Annotated in this window: 11 protein-coding genes and 3 pseudogenes; 3 read left to right on the forward strand and 11 right to left on the reverse strand. The window is 57.2% G+C overall.

The window, feature by feature from the left end; translation table 11 throughout:
- Positions 1-6: 6 nt before the first annotated feature.
- From AC1D08_RS32845 to AC1D08_RS32890, 10 genes and pseudogenes are all read right to left on the reverse strand, one after another.
- Complete coding sequence (locus tag AC1D08_RS32845) at positions 7-1,398, reverse strand: hypothetical protein (protein ID WP_477425160.1); 1,392 nt, start codon at positions 1,396-1,398, stop codon at positions 7-9.
- Between the two features lie 1,080 nt (positions 1,399-2,478).
- Positions 2,479-3,542, reverse strand: a pseudogene (locus AC1D08_RS32850) (DUF2235 domain-containing protein).
- 42 nt (positions 3,543-3,584) lie between these two features.
- Positions 3,585-3,791: a hypothetical protein gene (locus AC1D08_RS32855; protein ID WP_477425162.1), complete on the reverse strand. Its 207-nt coding sequence runs from the start codon at positions 3,789-3,791 to the stop codon at positions 3,585-3,587.
- 66 nt (positions 3,792-3,857) lie between these two features.
- On the reverse strand, positions 3,858-4,403 hold the full coding sequence (locus AC1D08_RS32860) for a histidine phosphatase family protein (protein ID WP_477425164.1): 546 nt from the start codon (positions 4,401-4,403) through the stop codon (positions 3,858-3,860).
- Positions 4,404-4,565: 162 nt separating this feature from the next.
- Positions 4,566-6,305 (reverse strand): phospholipase C/P1 nuclease family protein, encoded by a 1,740-nt coding sequence (locus tag AC1D08_RS32865; protein ID WP_477425166.1) that lies wholly within the window; start codon positions 6,303-6,305, stop codon positions 4,566-4,568.
- Positions 6,239-6,991 carry a hypothetical protein gene (locus AC1D08_RS32870; protein ID WP_477425168.1) on the reverse strand — a complete coding sequence of 251 codons (753 nt, stop codon included), beginning with the start codon at positions 6,989-6,991 and terminating at the stop codon, positions 6,239-6,241. Before AC1D08_RS32870 ends, AC1D08_RS32865 begins: the two co-directional genes overlap by 67 nt.
- Positions 6,992-8,250: 1,259 nt before the next feature.
- Positions 8,251-8,562 (reverse strand): NINE protein, encoded by a 312-nt coding sequence (locus tag AC1D08_RS32875; RefSeq protein ID WP_477425179.1) that lies wholly within the window; start codon positions 8,560-8,562, stop codon positions 8,251-8,253.
- Between the two features lie 123 nt (positions 8,563-8,685).
- Positions 8,686-8,934 (reverse strand): annotated as a pseudogene (locus AC1D08_RS32880) (DUF4339 domain-containing protein); the annotation flags it as partial.
- Between the two features lie 72 nt (positions 8,935-9,006).
- Complete coding sequence (locus AC1D08_RS32885) at positions 9,007-9,288, reverse strand: hypothetical protein (RefSeq protein ID WP_477425177.1); 282 nt, start codon at positions 9,286-9,288, stop codon at positions 9,007-9,009.
- Positions 9,228-9,731 (reverse strand): DUF6538 domain-containing protein, encoded by a 504-nt coding sequence (locus AC1D08_RS32890; RefSeq protein ID WP_477425170.1) that lies wholly within the window; start codon positions 9,729-9,731, stop codon positions 9,228-9,230. The genes AC1D08_RS32885 and AC1D08_RS32890 overlap by 61 nt, the downstream gene beginning before the upstream one ends.
- A 1,112-nt stretch (positions 9,732-10,843) precedes the next feature.
- Between AC1D08_RS32890 and AC1D08_RS32895 the strand changes: the two genes are divergently transcribed.
- Together AC1D08_RS32895 and AC1D08_RS32900 are read left to right on the forward strand one after the other, a co-directional pair.
- Positions 10,844-12,049, forward strand: a complete 1,206-nt coding sequence (locus tag AC1D08_RS32895; RefSeq protein ID WP_477425172.1) for a S8 family peptidase — start codon at positions 10,844-10,846, stop codon at positions 12,047-12,049.
- 19 nt (positions 12,050-12,068) lie between these two features.
- Complete coding sequence (locus tag AC1D08_RS32900; protein WP_477425174.1) at positions 12,069-15,212, forward strand: CHAT domain-containing protein; 3,144 nt, start codon at positions 12,069-12,071, stop codon at positions 15,210-15,212.
- Between the two features lie 478 nt (positions 15,213-15,690).
- Here AC1D08_RS32900 and AC1D08_RS32905 read toward each other — a convergent pair whose 3' ends face one another.
- Entirely contained in the window at positions 15,691-16,191 is a 501-nt protein-coding gene (locus tag AC1D08_RS32905; protein WP_477425176.1) for a hypothetical protein, read from the reverse strand.
- 449 nt (positions 16,192-16,640) lie between these two features.
- Here AC1D08_RS32905 and AC1D08_RS32910 point away from each other — a divergent pair.
- Positions 16,641-17,118, forward strand: a pseudogene (locus AC1D08_RS32910) (hypothetical protein); the annotation flags it as partial.

Raw genomic sequence — 17,118 nt, forward strand, 5'->3', positions numbered from 1 at the left:
CTCCTCCTAGTGCTCGCTGACATATTTCGAAAGCGCGTGGCTCACGTTCAGAAGTTTCGGATCGAGAACCTTCACCCCCTTGGGTGTCGTGACTTTCTTCGTGTCATGACAACTGAAGCAATTGGGAGCCAACACTTGCGTGAACGATTCCATCGCCAGGCTCGACAGGGCATCCTCGCCGGCGACTGGGCCGTCGTCGGATGATTCTCCAGGCGCGTTGAAGAACGACTTGCCGACCTCGAAAGTCTCCGCAGGCTTGTCCAGCCACGTGGCGCCGACGAGGCGGTAGAATCTGCGCTTGTCAGTCTCTGGCAAGGCGCCTTTCTGAAAACGCTCGAACAGGAAGGTGTTGAGATCGATCACGTCTTCATCCAGATCGATTGTCGTCGCCTTGGCCGCCGGATAGGCGCGGTAGACCGACCGCGGCGTAGAACTGCCCTTGTCGAGGCGTTGCGTGGACTCGTTAAACGCGGCCGCCTGTTCGCTGAAACCGGGCGCTTCGTTAGCAACAGTACCGATGTCGCCACCGTGGTAGAGAAGATAGTCGAATGGGGAAATCGAGCCGGGAGGCCCCGATCCGTTTGCGTCCGGGTTGACGGCCGACGACGGGCCGAGATCAGTTGCGCCGGAAAGGTCGGTGTGCTCGAAGGTCGACCAGATGAATTCCGGATGGCCTTTCAGCACGAACACCACATGGAGTGCCAAGAGACCCAGTTTGACCTTTCGGGGTGGCGCCGACTTGTCGATCTGGATCTTGTCGTCGATGACCCGCAGCGTGGGGACCTCGGCGTCCGTCTGAATGAAGGTATCAAAATCGGACGGATACGACAGCACCCGCCAAGCAGACTTCAACTCCACGACACCGTCGGTGAAGGCGAGATTCTTGTCGGCACCCTCGATCGACTGCTTGTCAGTGATGTTGTTGTCCTTCAGGAATTTGGCGAAGGCGTCGTTGACGTGAATGCCGTAGTAGACCGGGTACCCCTGCTGGTCGAAAAGGATTGCGGCGTTGCCCGCTTGTTCGATCCCGCCATCGAGAACAACGCCATTGCCTGACAGCTTGGCAAGTGAAGCGACGACACCTTCCTGGAACGCATCGTTCGGCAGTTCGATACTGCGCGGTGCAAGCGACAGCATCTGTGACGCCTCGACGTGGCTGTCGAACAGTGTCTCAATCGAGCGCCAGCTCAAGAAGGCGGCTTTGCCGTTCTGGTCGGGCTTCGTGTCGAACAAAAAATTGTGCCAGGCGTCCATGTAGAAAGGACAATCGGGCTCGGGGTGTGGCGGCGGGGTGTGGTCGAACTTCGGCTCGGGAGTATCGGGAAGCCATTTTTCCACGTCGGCAACCTGGCCGGCAGGCGGACACTCTGCAAAAGCCCATCCGGTGTTAAGCGTCAAAAATAGACATGCTGTAGGCGCCCAAAGGAAATTTGTTTTCACAGCCACCCTCACCCAAAGATCGTGAGAAAATCAAATTATCTTTAACAATTATTCTCACTTCACACTTTGTGCAAGATCGGTTTTGTCAAATCTCCAATCTCTATTTGGCGAGATTAATCTACCGACCCCTCAATCCACCCGAACCCGCTTCGACTAAGACCGGTATGAAGGCAGGATTTGGTCCGCGCTATGCCACGTACCCACGGCGTCGAGCATCAGCTTGATATCCGGTCCGACATGGTCATGTGTCGTCCGAATGAGGCGCGCGGTCTTGTCGGAATTGAAGCGCCCGTTGGGTTCGGCGCATATCTTCAAGGCCCACCGGCGTCGAGTGTGGAATTGACCTGGGAGGGGTGTGGCCCAAAGCCGTCCCGTAAGCTTGGATCCGCTGCCGCGGCTCGCGATTTCATTGATAGAGCACTTGACTGTCAGCCGAGCGGCCTATTTCTACGCGAGCAAGAAGCCATTTTCTCATGACGCGTCCCCCGCAGCCGCTAAATGGTACTAAGCTATCATATACCAATTTCGATGAAAAAACCCAGCGTTACAAGTAGTTTTGCATCAAAACGGATAGGGGAAAGTACGAAGTATTTGGAAAAAACGAATTCCAAGAAGGCTCAGCTACCGTGCTTCTATCATCGAGAAGCGCCGAAATGAGATCAGTGAGGCCGTCGTTAGCAATCTCACAGCAAAAGACGACCAGTATATCCCAACCTTGGACGCCGCACCTTAGGGCAATCAATTTCCTGCGGTCTTCGGACGGGGTTGCTTGCAAAGTAGGGCCGGAGCGCTTCCTGGATAGTGGGTCAGACCGGTCGTCAGGTGGATGATAGGAGCAGCCGATAAACGTGCTGCCATGCATTTGCCGGTGTCACGTCTCCGCCAGCCCGACCCTTGCTGGGGGGCCTTTCTCAATCGATGCCGGCCTCCCGGGGGCTTGCCGGACTGGCTGCGGCATCGGTTGGAAGATTGACGTTAACCGGGCGGTAGCAGGCCACGCGATGCCACCGTTCCTCGACTGAAGGATGGATCTGCAGGTCATCCGGCAATCTGCGAGGCTCTCCCCATGGCAAATATAAGCCAAAAAGGCGACCGCCGCTTCCATTCTCGCCATTTCACGCGTTTTGGCAGGAATTCCAGGATCCACCATCCCGAAGTCAGCGAATTGTGCAGCTTGGCACTGGTATCCGGCGCGACATAGGCATGTTTCCCTCCAGTCAACACTTTACCATTGACGAGGTGGTCATACATTGCTGCGTTGACCAGCAAGCCCTGAGCAATTGCCTCGCAGGCAAGCCAGGCCAAGGGAAATTTGGAAAGCCCGCTTTCGGTCTCGGGGTAGCCCCCTCCAATGTCGGAATGCACGCCCGCAAATGCCATCTGCACGGCGTCCTGTGGAACGTCACTCGGTGGATTGGCGAACGGAACTGGCACGTAACTTTGTCCTGGCTCCCAACGGTTCAGCCGAAACATTCGCCGCCGCTCGTCGATCGTCACCGCCTGCCGGAAGCACTGTACGCTTGGATTCTTGCGCGTGAAGGGAAGTGTGCGCAGGCTGGGCAGGTAAAGGCGATCCCGGCGCGGCACGATCATCGAGGCAACCGTGTCCCACACGCCGAGGAAATGGATCGTGGCACGCCGAGTGGCCATGATCCGTCCAAAATCCCAGGCAAGGTGAAGGTCATTCTGTTCGCTGGCCCGCTTGTAGGCGGTCAAGGCATAGGTGGCGACGTTAAGCTGCTCGGGTCTGAGAAGACCTGCCATATGGATCAATCCAGCCAGGGCCCGCACCGTATAAGAGCCGCGGCTGAACCCAAAAAAGAAGAGCTGTCGCCGTCCTCATAGCGCTGACACACAAACCGATACGCATCCATGATGGTGTCGTCGAGGCCATAGCCTGTCGCCAGGCCGAAAACCCCCTTGGCGTTCTGGAAGACGTTGCTCCATTCGCTGCTCAGGCCAATCGTGCCGACACCGGGATTGTAATAGACGATCTGCTCGTCGTTCTTTTGCGCAATCCTAAACAGCTTGAGCACATTGGACAGGTCACCTTCGACCTCGTTACCGGTGCCGTCGCAGCAGATGACGATGTTCTTCTTCATCCAAGGACCTCGATCGCTTCGTGCCGAGTTTGGCCGCCTGTTTCAGGCGCGGGCCAAACGGATTTCATGGGCTCGTCCCGGGTGCCAATAATTCAGGGCAAAGGCCACTATGATGCCTGGAACGCCGATCCAGTCGCGAAACAGTCGTGCTGCTGCCGCGATCTGATCTGCTGCTGACGGCGCGCCGGGTTCCTCGGCGAGGGTTTTGGATCCGGAAGCTTTCTTCGCAATGCCGGGCTTTGCGGCCATGTCGACCTCTGACTTTGTTAGGAGCGGCCTGTTCGCAAACTGCGCCGGGACGGACCCAAAAAACTGCTACGCGGCATCATCGCCGTCCAGGACGGCTTGGCTTGTCCGCACGAAAGACCAGGTATTTTCCTGGTCGGCCTCCAGCATCCATATGCTGTCGAAATCATCATCCGGCCACGCCCGCGGGGCGATGTCCGCACTGCCGGCAAGTGCTGCCGCCAGGCTGGGAATCGACTCGTGCTGCCAGCTGACCAACACAGGCGAAGGGGCTATGAGGATAGATTCGGCGGCCGGCTGCTCTTGTCCCTTTGAGTGGGTGAGGTCCGGTTCAAGGCCAAGGCGCCTGGCCAGTGGGGCAATTGTTTGGCTGGGCCGCTTGCTGCGGGTGCCGGAACCGTCTTTCTTGACCGTGCCCGACGCAACAATTGATGCCGGCACACTCAGGGGCAGAGGCGGCTCTGAAAAGAGCCGGCAAAGACCCCCGGCGCGTTGCCAGCCGCGTACTGTCAAGGATGCCGGGTCACTTTCGCCCTGTTCGTTAACCCCGAGATCCGCGCCACCTGGAGCCGGTTTTTCGGCATGGCGAATGATCATTATGACTTTGTTTGGCATGGGTTCGCCTGTACTTGAGATGTGTGGAAAGGCTTCACCGAGGGGCTGTCAAAACGACGAAACTAAGCCCCCGATGTCAGTCTCGATCTGTTCAAAGCGCATCACTGGGAAGCGGCGACCAAATTCGATGCGGACAAAACCGCCATTCAGGAAAGTCCAGGATTATGCCGGTTTCATTTTCGCTGGCCGCTTGATTGTCGACCAATCGGCAGACGGGTTCTCGAGGTAGCTGTCGAGCGCGACCGAGGGGACAACGTCGGGATCGTTGTACAAGGTCATGATCTCTTGAGGGTCAATCGTCCCGGCAGGGTCGATCTTGCCCTCGGCGCCGCCCGAACTCCAGGCGCCTTGCCAGACCGCCGCGAGGTAGAGCGTGCCGCGCGCCATGCAGGTGACCGTGGCTTTCCCGAGGTCCTTCCAAAGTGCAGCCTTCTGGACGTCCGTCAACTTGCGGCCATAGGGAGGCGGCGGAAGCGCATCCCATTTTTCCACGATCGTGCGCGGGGAGAGCGTCGATTGCGTGGCAGATATCAACGCGATGGCCGCCTTCGACGCCTCGTATCCGGACGTGATCTTGGGCAGTCCATCCTTTGCCAGCCGGGTGATCTCGGTCTGAAGCAGAGCGTTCAGTCCCATTTCCTTGAAGCCGTACTCGATCATGTCATCTTCGTAGCCGGAATGCACGCCGTCGGCCCGCATGACGTTCTGGCCAGGGTGTTTTTCATCCGGGATGACGTCGGCCGGATCCCCATTCGACATATAGGAGGAGTGCAAGGGCTGGCAGGCGTCGCCCATATAGTGGATCAGGACGCCGCCGGCGCACAGGAACAGCTTGCCGTCACCCTTCTTCGCCGCCGCGACCATGACATCGAAGAGCTGATGGACACGAAACGGCAGGGCGCCCCAGTTCACACGCTTGGCGTGATGCTTGGGACCCAGCAACTGCGCCCATGCTTCCTCCTGCGGCTTGATCGCCGCAAAATAGGCAACCCATGCCGATGGCCGCAGATATTTGTCGGGCTCGGCCAGGTTCAGCTCGAGGAACGTCTTGCCGTCGAGATAAGGAAGGTCGAGGTCGGCGAAGTGATTGGGATTGTCGTCCTGGCCGCGGTTGCCAGGTCCCAGCTTGAAGGTGCCCTTTGCGACGCTGCCGGTGTGATTGACGTTGCTTTTCCAAACATTGTCGGGAACGTCGGCGAGCGGCACGTAATGCGGTGCCGGGTCGCCCTTAACAATGACCTTGGGGTCATTGCCGGCCTCGTCGTCGGGCTGAACCGACAGGAGATCGAGGTGATTTTCGACAAAGCTCTTGAGCGAGGGCGGCGTCAAAAGCTTGCCTGGCAGATTGAGCGCGCGGCCGATCAGATAGTGGCCGAGCCAGCCCCAGATGAAATCGTTGTTGCGATTGATATTCTGCACAAGGTCAAGGTCGAGCATGTCGAGCGCGGGACTGAGGGCAGTGGCAAGCCCAAACGGCTGTGCAAGCTCGACCTTCCCTTGGAAGAATGCCTCGCGCCCCCAAAGCAGTGCGAACGGATAATAGACCGTCTTGACCTGCGCATTCCTGGCCTTTCCGTCCTTTGCGGTCTGTTCGATGAAAAGCAGGGTCCCGGAGTCGCCATGGTCTATGGCAAAGGCGATGTTTTCTTTGTCGTCTTCTTTCCTGTCGATAGGCTGATCCTTGCCATCGGGCCCAACGAGGTAGGTCTCGGGGCCGATCAAAAAGTCGGTAATGTATTCCGAACCGCCCATGCTCTTGTGGCGGTAAAACAGTCCGTGGATCTCGCCGCGCAGAAGGCCGGATCTGGCCGACTGGCCGACAACCTTTTTCCTGATCAGCTGCAGGCTGAAGCTGTTGTCATAGAGGTCGAGAACGTCGCCAACCGGGGCGATGCCGGGCACAGCTGTTCGCCAGGCGCGGATGTCATCGAGTTCGACAAGTCCAATGTCGAGCCGCAGCCGCTGTCTTGTCGAGGGCAGCCCCGGGTAGACGAGTTCCAGGTTCTCGCCGTGCCTGGCGCGCCGATAACGTGACTATTCGTCATGAGATAGAACCGACCGCTGTCGCGGACGATGCACCCAGCGGTGCCTATGCGCGGGAGCCCTTGCCCGTCCTCGTTGACTATTGGAGAACCGGGGCAAAGATAGTTGCGCGGCCGCTGGATGAATGGGTTCTCAATGCGTCCGATTGAGACTTCCTGCTTTCTGGTTTCGATGACGCAAACCGGCACAGTTCGGCCGTCAGGCAGATAGAGCGTTTTGGGGACCATGTCGCTTGGATCGCCGTTGGCGAGGTCTTCCTCTGTCTCCCAGCTCGAAACAAATGCATAGACACAAGGCCAGGAGTAAGGACGGATTTCGGAATTGAAGAGTGTTCGGCGCGGGTGTTTGCGGGTTGGACGTTCCTGTCCTCTTGGCTGCTCGGGCGAAGGCCAGGCATCGCCCTTGCGAATCCGGTAGAGTCCAATCGCCGTCGCAACGACGTTTTTCTTGTTCATCAGATGGTAGTGGAAAAGGTCGCGCGCTTGAAGCAAGTCCTTTAGCGAAAGCGAAGAAAAATTGCTGCTATCCTTGAACAGAGTATCCATGCCAAGACTCCCCGCGTCATGACTGAGCAGTTTCGATACAAATAGGGATAGAATACGTTAGAATAGACAGGCTTTCATGCCTTTGTCCATCATCAAATATTAGTGATTGATAAAGATGCTGTCCTTGCGATCGGCTGGCATTCGCTTGGCCGGCTGACAGCGATCCGGACAGCTATACCTCGATTGGCAGAAGGATTTTGCTACCGTTAAAGACAGTGTAGAGTATTAGCGGAAAATCGGGCTGGTTCAGCGAAAGGGCTGGCGATTTGTCTCCCCTGTTCTTTGCCATTTTTTTATTCACCATCTTTGGCGCATGCAATCAGCCACAGGCCAGGGGGGCGACGCAGCCACGCGAATTCCAAGCCCAGCGTTGCTGGCGAAGGGTCGTAGCGCTTGTTGGGAGGCGCAGCGGCGCCACCGAGCGATAAATCTTCGCGTTGGGTTCTGCCAGTCCTTTGAGAGCACGTTTTGTCGTCCGCACGATCCAAATCGGCTGGAGGGGCAAAGTCAGCTCTAGGTCAGTCCGAGACCTCAGTCCCATCAGGCAGAACGCCGTTGCTTTTCGGACTTCAGTCCGCCTTCGACCCTTAACGGACTTCCATTTTAGGGTCGTCTATTCTGCGTGACAATCGGACACCCGGTCCGCCGCCGTTCTCGGATATGAACTCTAGGGGATTGTGCCGGGGAGAAAGGATCATGATCATCCAGAGTACAACGAGGACGGAGACGACGATGCTGACGAAAAAGTAAATTCGAATGAAATAGCCAGCGAAATCCATTCCATGCCCCCAATTGTTGGGCCTCAAACGCCGATGCTAGGTACTCGTGGGTGAGGTGCCCAAACCGACCATAGCCAGTCGAGTATCGATAACCTCGTGTTTGTGACGTAATCGCCGGCCCACGACCAGAAGTACAGGCTCAGGCAAATGTTGAGCGCCGCCACGGCATAAAGCCACCTCCTCTGTTCGTTGTGGGATTTGTTGGTGTAGAGCGCTAGCAAAATCGCAAGTGTCGGCGGTACCACAAGAAATGGAATGATGCTCAGGACCCATGCCAACATCGAAACCGGATCGCTTCTAATGCTAGCCAAGATCGGAGACAGCCTCTTCAATCCCGCCTGCTTGGCATCCTGAACCGCCAATTCCAACGACAGGACTGCGCCACAAGTTGGACAGGTGCTGACGCCGCCAAGGGTTTCGCCAAAGCAAGACGGGCACGAGCCTGTTGCGGGCCTCAAATTCCTATTGTCCAGAGCCACATCAACCTCTCGTGGAGATCGGCGAGGCCCCGGCGAGAAGCATGTGATAGCGGAGGTTCATCGCTTTTGCAGTCTTGTAAGCGTCGACTGCAGACCAAATCATAATGATCCATCCCAGAAAGACGAACCAGAGCGCTATTGTGAGGACAAACATGAGAATGCCCTTACCTATCTGGCCGTTGTAGAACTGCCCGAGACCGCAGATGAGAAGCGATAAGATTAGCGCCACGCCAGCCGATTTGTTGGCTGCCGCGCCGTCCAGGAGGACACTCGCAACGCCATAGCCCGGTTGAGGTCCGATGTTGTTTGTCACTTGCACAATGGTGGCACCCTCGGCAGCACTGACCCGGCTGTCCGAATTTGTCCGAGCAGGTGGTAGGGGTGCAACTCTAGCCGGTTCGAATAATTGTCCGAGAACATGGTCGTCTTTAGCAGCCTTCCAAGCCGTCCCGCCGACCGGGACTACCTGTGTATTCTCAGTTATTCGTCCCTCCTTCGCGAAACTGCGAAGTTCATGCCCGGTGTAGGGACCATAATTCTGAGCCTCAATGTTCAGATGCCAAGAACCATCCAAAGGATGCGGCGGAACGTTGGAAACTGAGTTCGAACTCTCTCCTGCCGCGCTAGGCAGCGTAGACTTTGGCCCTAATTGTTCTGTCATAATTCCCCCTAATCCATTCGACATTTTTATCAGGGAGGCCTCAAAAAGCAATGCGTATTTCAGGCGTTGCTACTATGCCAATGTAAAGAGAGAAAGTTACTCCATGTCCGGCATGTCGCCACCCACAAATAGCGTCGTGGGCTCCCCGTATTCGCCAAGCGAGGGGTTGGCATCACGCGACCAGGCGATGACACCGGCATGCTTCCCCGCTAGGGCTCTCGCGGTTCTTATCGCCCGGTCCTCGGTCTGCTGCTCGGCTGGCCCAAAGACAGGCTGAAGGTCCCCAGTCTCATCACGGTCAAATGCGGTGACGACAATTAGCTTGGGGGCTTTCTGCTGGTGGGTTCGCGCTGAACCTCGCGGCTGCCTTGCATCAATGCCCGAAGCAGGGCGGCGTCACTGGACGACACATCAACGGGATAGCCGTCGTCTCCGACTGGATATTTCTGGGCGATACTCTCGGCGATCACGTCTCTCGCCACCACCTCGCGGTCGAAATCCTTACCGCCGCCTCGCCAATCAGGGTCAAGTTTCCATTGCCTCAGTTGCTTATCGGCTCGTTGGAACTGGTCCAGGGGCGTATCTGCGGTGCCGTATGAGGCAGCCTGAGGCGCTTTGACCCCCAGCGCGGCGTTCCTGAGCTGTCGCTCGGCTTCGGCATGGACCTTCTTGTATCGAGCCATTGCTTCGGCTTCGGTTTTCCCGAGCGGCACAACGATCTCACCTACGCCGAGAAGCGCCTTGAGGGCAGGGGGAACTCTACGCCGATAACGCCATCCGGCCTTGCCGCGCTTCTGCAGATATTGCACTAAAATCATCATTCCCGTGTACCCTTCGGTGTACCTCGGGGGAAGCGCAAACCCTTGCAACTGATGGGTTATAAGACTTTGAGGCGGTAAGTGGCTCCCCGGGCCGAATGAAACCGCGAAATACGAGCTGGCGATCCTACGCCAGAACCGTCCGTCCGCATTCGCAAGCGTGACCGCGAGCGCGCGGAGCGCATCCAATTGGCCGGCGGGTCTAAGCCATCCCTCCGAGACCGCGCTGTCGCATTTGCCCGTGAAAAGGGTAAAGAACGCGCGAAATGACTGAGATCGGAATTCCCCGCTGCTATATGGCTCGCATGCGCGACGAGGGGCTGCTCATCAAGATTGGTTATGGAATCTATCGCGCCACAAATGGCGAGGCGGTATGATCAGATCTTGGCCAAGCCAAGGTTTGTGGAGAGACGCGGGAAGAGGTGCCCTTGGGTGTGCCATTGTCATGGTGATCAAACTATGGCCAAAGGGCCCCCCGCTCGTTCTGGCAGGGATGGCTTCTGAAGCTTCGCAAGGTAAAATTAGCGTAGGCTTTGTCAATGCGAATTTCGCGGACATTACCGAGAATCTAGGCCTGCTCGACCTCTAACTGGCTCTAAACTGACTCATTTATAGGTGGTCGCCATTGGACTTGAGTATTCGATAGATCTGCATTCTGGAGTATCCGAGTACGCGCTCAACTTCCGACACGCGTATTGGCACGAATGAGTTCTAATACCCGGTTGTGATCAATGCGCGCTTTCCCGCCCTTATAGACACCAATGCCTTGCCGAGCGCCCGACGCGCCAGCCAGGCTTCGTGAAATTGGTGTCCGTCTCGTGAAGCGAGCACGGTATCCGCACCGCTGCGGTCGCTTTGTACGGCGTTTCTTTTGGGGCTTCGTCGATTTTTTGGTCACAGCGCACTCGAGTGATTGTATCGTCCATTTATGGTGGCGATGGCTCAGGAGAGCAGATAGTAAAAAGGCCAGCAATCGGCGATCTTCTAATAAGTGAGGCGCCTTCGAATAGTGATACGAAGAGGGCGCGCGCCGGATTGGCTTAGTGAGGTTGGGGGCTACGCCCCTGCGGAAGTGGTCAGAGCAAATTTGGCAGACAAAGGCGTCGAGAGAAATCATGACTGAGCGCTACATCATCGTTCGAAGCTCGATAAGTGTTGAAGATCGAGACGAGGCGACTGGGAATGGATACCGGAGCACCCGCCAACCTACCTCGGCGCCCAGAATAGACATGTCTATTGAACAGCTATCGCCTAAAGAGGTGGCGGAGCTCGTGAAAGATCCGCTCGTTACTGCCGCGCCGTCGATGCCTATCAGGCTCATAGCGCCAACTTCCAGAAATACAATTCCGGGGCAGACTGTTCTGGATCCCGAGGATCTGTGGGGCCTGTCAGCAGTTGGGGCGAACTCCTCGCCCTTCACCGGTGCAGGTGTCATCGTCGGCATCCTCGACACTGGTATTGAAACGACGCACCCGGCCTTCGCAGGGATCGATCTGAGCGAGCGTGATTTTACCGGAGAAGGTCCGGGCGATCGGAACGGCCATGGCACCCATTGCGCGGGGACTATCTTTGGCCGACCGGTGCATGGAACTCGGATTGGTGTGGCGCCGGGGGTTGAGCAGGCGGTCGTAGCCAAGGTTCTCGATGCCGCAGGCTGTGGAACGCTCGAAGGCATCATCAGTGGAATAGCCTGGTGCATCGAACAAGGCGCGTCCATCGTCTCGATGTCGTTAGGCATCGACTTCGCCAGTCGCATCAACCATCATCACTCGGTCGGCTATCCAATTGAAGTCGCGACGTCGGAGGCCTTGCGGGATTACCATCGCACAGTGACTCTGTTCGAGCGCTACGCTTCCTTGCTAGAGGCTCAGACGATGTTGAACAAAGGCGCGATCGTTGTCGCTGCAACCGGTAACGAGAGCCGTGCCGACGCTTCACAGCCCTATCGGCTGTGGGCGTCACCGCCCGCATCGTCTCCGGGTGTAATTGCGGTGGCTGCAATTGGGAGGCCAATGTCAGGCACGCCCCTTTATCCGCTCGCTCCATTTTCGAATTGGGGGGCAGACCTCGTGGCGCCAGGCGTGAACATCGTCTCGGCGGCGCTCGGTGGCGGCCTATGTGAGATGGACGGGACGAGCATGGCAGCACCTCACGTAGCAGGCATTGCGGCGCTTTGGGCACAAAAGCAACAGCTCAAGTCGGGAAGTGCCCGGGCGGACGTTGTGAGACGTCGATTGTTAGGTGCTGCCAATGTCGCGCGCTTGCCATTAGACGTTCATGACGAAATTGGGGCCGGCCTTGCCATGGCCCCCGAACGATGACTTGGTACAGGTTCGCGACATGGCCTATTCTAGCCACACGAATGATGTGCCGGCAGTGTTCGCGGCGGGTATCGCGGAGGCCAGCCGACACATCGAGGACTTTCAGCGCAACGGTACCGTCAAATGCATAGCGGCGGCAGCCGCAGCTTGGAACTCCATCGTCTGCTCGGATAGATTCGGCACCGCGCCCGCGCCTTTTCGAGCGAACGTCCTCGATAGCCTCGCGACCAGCTACCACCGTCGATATCTTCTAACTGGTGACCAGAAACAGGCGCAGCTCGCACTCATTGCATGGAAGCTAGCAATAGACGCTACTCTGCCCGGGACCGTACAGCACCGCCGAATCGCCAACAACGCGGGCCTGAGTGAATCTCATTGTTATGCGCGCGATTTTGATCGAGCGAGGCTGGACGTGTCCATCAGCCTGTTGACGTTAGCGTGTGACAGTGGCGGCCCTATCGATGCTGATTTGGCTGACAGCTTGAGGAACCTTTCGGTGAGCTTGTACGAACGCTTCAGCGCCACGGGACAGATTGGGGACTTGGACCAAGCGATTGCGCGGTTGCGCCTGGCGTTACCGATCTTGACTCAGCACGATCCGATGGCCGCCGAGCTATTGACGAATCTGGGGGTCTACCTTCTCAAGCGGTTTCCATCGGCTCAAGATTCCAAGCTTCTATCCCAAGCCGTGGAAAGCCAGCGCCGTGCGTTCGATCTTGCGCGTAACCCCGAAAGGCGGGCTTCCATTGCGAATAACCTCGCCGAGGCGCTGGTCGCTTTGTACGAACATGGTGTCGGGGATGGTCCTCTGGATGAGGCGCTACGATTGCTGCGAGCAACGCTACGCCGCGACGATCTCTCAGCCAGATTGTCCCAACAAACGGCAGTTAATCTGAGTATGGCTCTCATACGAAGTTATTTTCGATCAGGTGACGAGCAAACTCTAAATGAGATCATCGAACTGCTCGATCGCTCCGACAACCGCAGTCATGCGAGTGTTAAAGCGTGCGCCGATTTGGGAAGGGCGCTTTCAGAAGCCTATCACCGCATGGGTAAGCTCGAGCTTCTCGACAAGGCGATTTACACGCTACGGCTGGCGGCGGGGAACGCGTCCGCTCAAGATCCACTGAGCGCGGCCGTCGCTCATAGCTTGGCCATCGTTTTGCACGATCGGTTTCGCAGATTAGGACGGCCTGAAGACCTTGCTGATTCACTGAAAAATATCGAGCGAGCGGTTAGCATGGCCGACTCCAGTGGCAGCACCTATTCAGAACTCCTGTGCAGTTCGGCCCACATTCTCCGATCTGTCTATGACTCATCGAAGGAAGAGGGCGTTCAATTGGCACTACTAGCTACAGTGCAGCGAGCGGTTGAAGTCAGCCTGTCCGAACCTCCGGCACAGCAGTCCGCAGCCAAGAGCGCTATGGCAGCAATCCTGCACTCGGTTTGGGCGACGGGCGGCCGAGACGAGTTGCTTCGGCAAGCCATCGAGTTGCTTGAAAGTTCCCTTCGGAATGCCAGAGGCACACGAATTTTTACAGTGCGAGCCTCTATCGCGCATTTCAGGCACGATCTCCAGAAAGCTCACCCTTCGGAACAAACCGAACTAGGGGTTATCGAGGCATACCGTGCGGCCGCCGAAATCGGTTTGCCGGGACATCCCGCGGGCATGCTTGCGCTCGCAATCGACTGGGGCGCCTGGGCAATGAACCGTGAAAGCTGGGACGAGGCCATCGAAGCCTCGATCCACGCCACTCAGGCAGCTGATCAGCTCCTCGATGGTCAATCGAACAGAGACGCCCATGCCTATTGGGTTCAAGAGTGCACCGAAACCTATGAGGCCCTGGCTTATTGCCTGGCCAAAACTGGTGACCTTCGAGGCGCTGTAATGGCAGTTGAGAGGGGACGGAGCCGTGCACTCGCACAGCTGCTCTGTCCAGACGGAGACGCAACAACAACTGGAATTCGTGCCCCGGTCGTCCCAAGCCTAAGCTTCGAAGAAATCAGCGGGACCATCGAGCCCGGAAGCGGTCTCGTGTACTTCATTACGATCCCTCAAGGGGCGCTAGTTTTGACTGTCATACCAGCCACCAACAGTAATCCTGAGATACAGGTTCGATGGTTTTGCAACTATAACGCAAACACCTCCAATTCGCTGTTGGTCGGTGTAGACCATCACGGATGGCTATCCGCATATCTGCAATGGAGGAGGGCCGGGTCCAGAGACGATGAGCTTGGCTCGGTACATGACGCGTTGGATCGCAGCCTCGGAGTTCTCGCGAAGATCGGATTTAGTCAGGTGTCGGAGGACTTGATCACTAAAGGCATAACTTTGGCGATCTTTTCGCCAAGCCCTGTGCTGGGAGTTCTGCCGCTTCATGCCATTCGCAGCAAAGCTGGAACGGCCATGATCGACAGTCTCGCAATCAGCTACACGCCATGTGCAGCTTCGCTCATTCGCCGAACACAGGATATCTTGATCGAAGAACATGCAGCGCTCGTAGTCGTCGAGGACGGAGCACCGGGAGCGATGTCATTGCCATTCGCGGTTTTGGAAGCCGATTTATTGGCTGAGTGCTTCCCGAACTGCAAGCGTTTCAATCGATCCTCCACACGGGTTGCCGAGCTTTGTTCCGAGATGCCAAACGCAGACATATGGCATTTTGCATGCCACGGCCTAGCCAATCACGAGACACCGTTGCTGAGTAGCCTATCGGTGGCGGCGGAAGGCGAATTGACGCTACAAGCAATTTTCTCCCTTCCTCCTGTCAGCCCGCGACTCGTCGTTCTCGCGGGATGCGAGACCGCGCTCACCAGCTTGGGCGCTCTGCAGAGCGGTATGTCTTTGAGCTCTGGCTTTCTTATGCAGGGCTGCCAAGCTGTTATAGCAACGCTGTGGGCGATGCCCGATTGGTGCTTGGCGCTGTTGATGTCGCGTTTTTACGATCGGTGGTCTAGGGCCACCGCCGATCCCGCCACTTCGCTTCGCGAAGCTCAGCTGTGGCTGCGCGATACCTCTTGGGATGAAAAACTCATTCAGCTGCGCAACAGTCCTAGGTCGCAAGCCAAAACTGCATTGGCAGAAGCGCTCGATCAATTGCCAGCTAAGCCGGATACAACGAATCCGTTCTACTGGGCAGGCTGCCGCCTGCTTGGCCACTGAAAAACTGCCGCAAAGCCTTCGTCTGATCGCGCGAGCTTATGCTTGGCGCCGGTCCGCTCTCGACATTGATCAGAGCGTTTGTCGTAACGCGATCCGCCCAAGCCCATTCCCCAATGGTCCATCCGTTAGAATGGCTGCCAGCAACGAAGGCCTAAAGCCTCTGCCAACTTGCACTTCAGAACCCTCGTTTGCATATCTCCTGCATTCATAATCTCAAGCATGTAGTCGCCTTCGGCGCAGCGGATTGTCCAATAGCCGGCGTCGGACACGGTTGAATCCCCCATGAGATCATCTTGCTGGCGTCCGTGCAGGCGTCGGCGTTCACGATAATAGATTGGAGGGCCCTAAGCAGATCAGTCTCGGGTAGGCGAGACACGAGGTTGTATGCCCGACCCGCATGCGCCTGACTGGCGAGAAGGCAAAGTGCTATTGTAAATGGACCTAGGCTAATCAGGCGCACAGCGGACTGCCTCCATCGTCAGACGGGCGCGGGATTAACCCCAGCGGCTCTTAGCTGGGCGCCTAGCTTCGATCGACTTGCGCAAGCAGCCTTGTCACCAGCGATGCATTTGTTGTTGGCGTCCGACCAATCAAGTAGGGCCGTGTTTATCCAACTGCCGGGTGCGCGTGCCACGCCATAGGGAGTTGGTGGCCCGCCAGTTGCAACGGCTGAAGCCGCGGCCGCGCCCTTGCCGTGCGGGGCTCGCTTCCAGCCGCTGATGATCAGACAGTTCTTCATGTACTGATCTTCGGCTATCGCATTGCCGAGAGCGTTACCGAGGCCGGCGCCGGCAACAAAGCCGGGAGATCCAATGGCAATGTAGCCTTGGTCTACGGACCCTTTTTGCATTTCGCACTGGGCATGTGCTACGTCGAAACTAGGCCCGTATCCGATTTGCATGTAGTCGGCTTGGTTGCTTGTTTGGCATCCGCAAAGCAGCGCGGTGGCACCAAGTGCCACAAACCATTTTACTTTCATCCCCCCAGCCCTCCCAAGGCCAGAGATTAGCATCTCCTAAAGCGAATATTTTCGCAAGAGACCCCATCTATTCTGGTAAATTTCCGTCCAGATGGAGCCTCCAAAAGTATAGTCGCGACCACCGCAATAGGTATGCCGGTTATGATTTCTGGCGCTCGCGCAATGGCGTCACCGGCATGGCCGCGGCTGGACGCTGCGGCGGTCTAGGACAGCGGCAAACACACACTGGTGAGGCTCGGGGTCAATGCCGACGGGAAGGGGGCTGCCTCCGAAAGCTGATCAAGGCCTCCCAACAAAGGCAGTCGTTATCATAGCGGCGCCCTTCAACCGCAGCTATTGCGGCAACGCGATCCTGAGTTGACCACGGCCGATGCCGGGTCGGAGACCGATGCGCCGGATTTCGCAGCAAGCGGCAGCATTTCCAAATGTGCTTGTGGGTAGGAGCTGATATGAGTGTTCCAAATGCTGATCAAACTATAGCCGCAGGAAAGCTGGCGGAATTTGTAGCGAAGTCCGTAGAGGCCGCGCGCGCGGTGGAAGGGCCATTTTACCATCTTGAGTTCGACCGGGTCTTTCCGGAGGATGTTTATAAATCCATGCTGGCGGCGCTGCCGGTGTATGCGGATTACCGACCGATGCACGGCCGGTCCAAACAGCGGGATGCGATGGGTGCGTCCACGCGGGTGAAGATTGATCTCTTTCCGGAAAACATCCGACATCTGCCGTCGGCGAAGCGGACGGTGTGGAACGTGGTTGGCAAGGCGCTTTGTTCCGAGCCGGTGAAGAACGCTTTCCGTCGCCGACTGGCACCGGCGATGGGGCGACGGTTCGGGCCCGGCTTGGCCGAGGTGGGCATGTTTCCAATCCCCATCCTAACGCGTGACATTCCGGGCTACGAAATTCCGCCGCACACGGATACACATTGGA

It is taken from the genome of Mesorhizobium sp. P2_E6 (assembly GCF_056403835.1).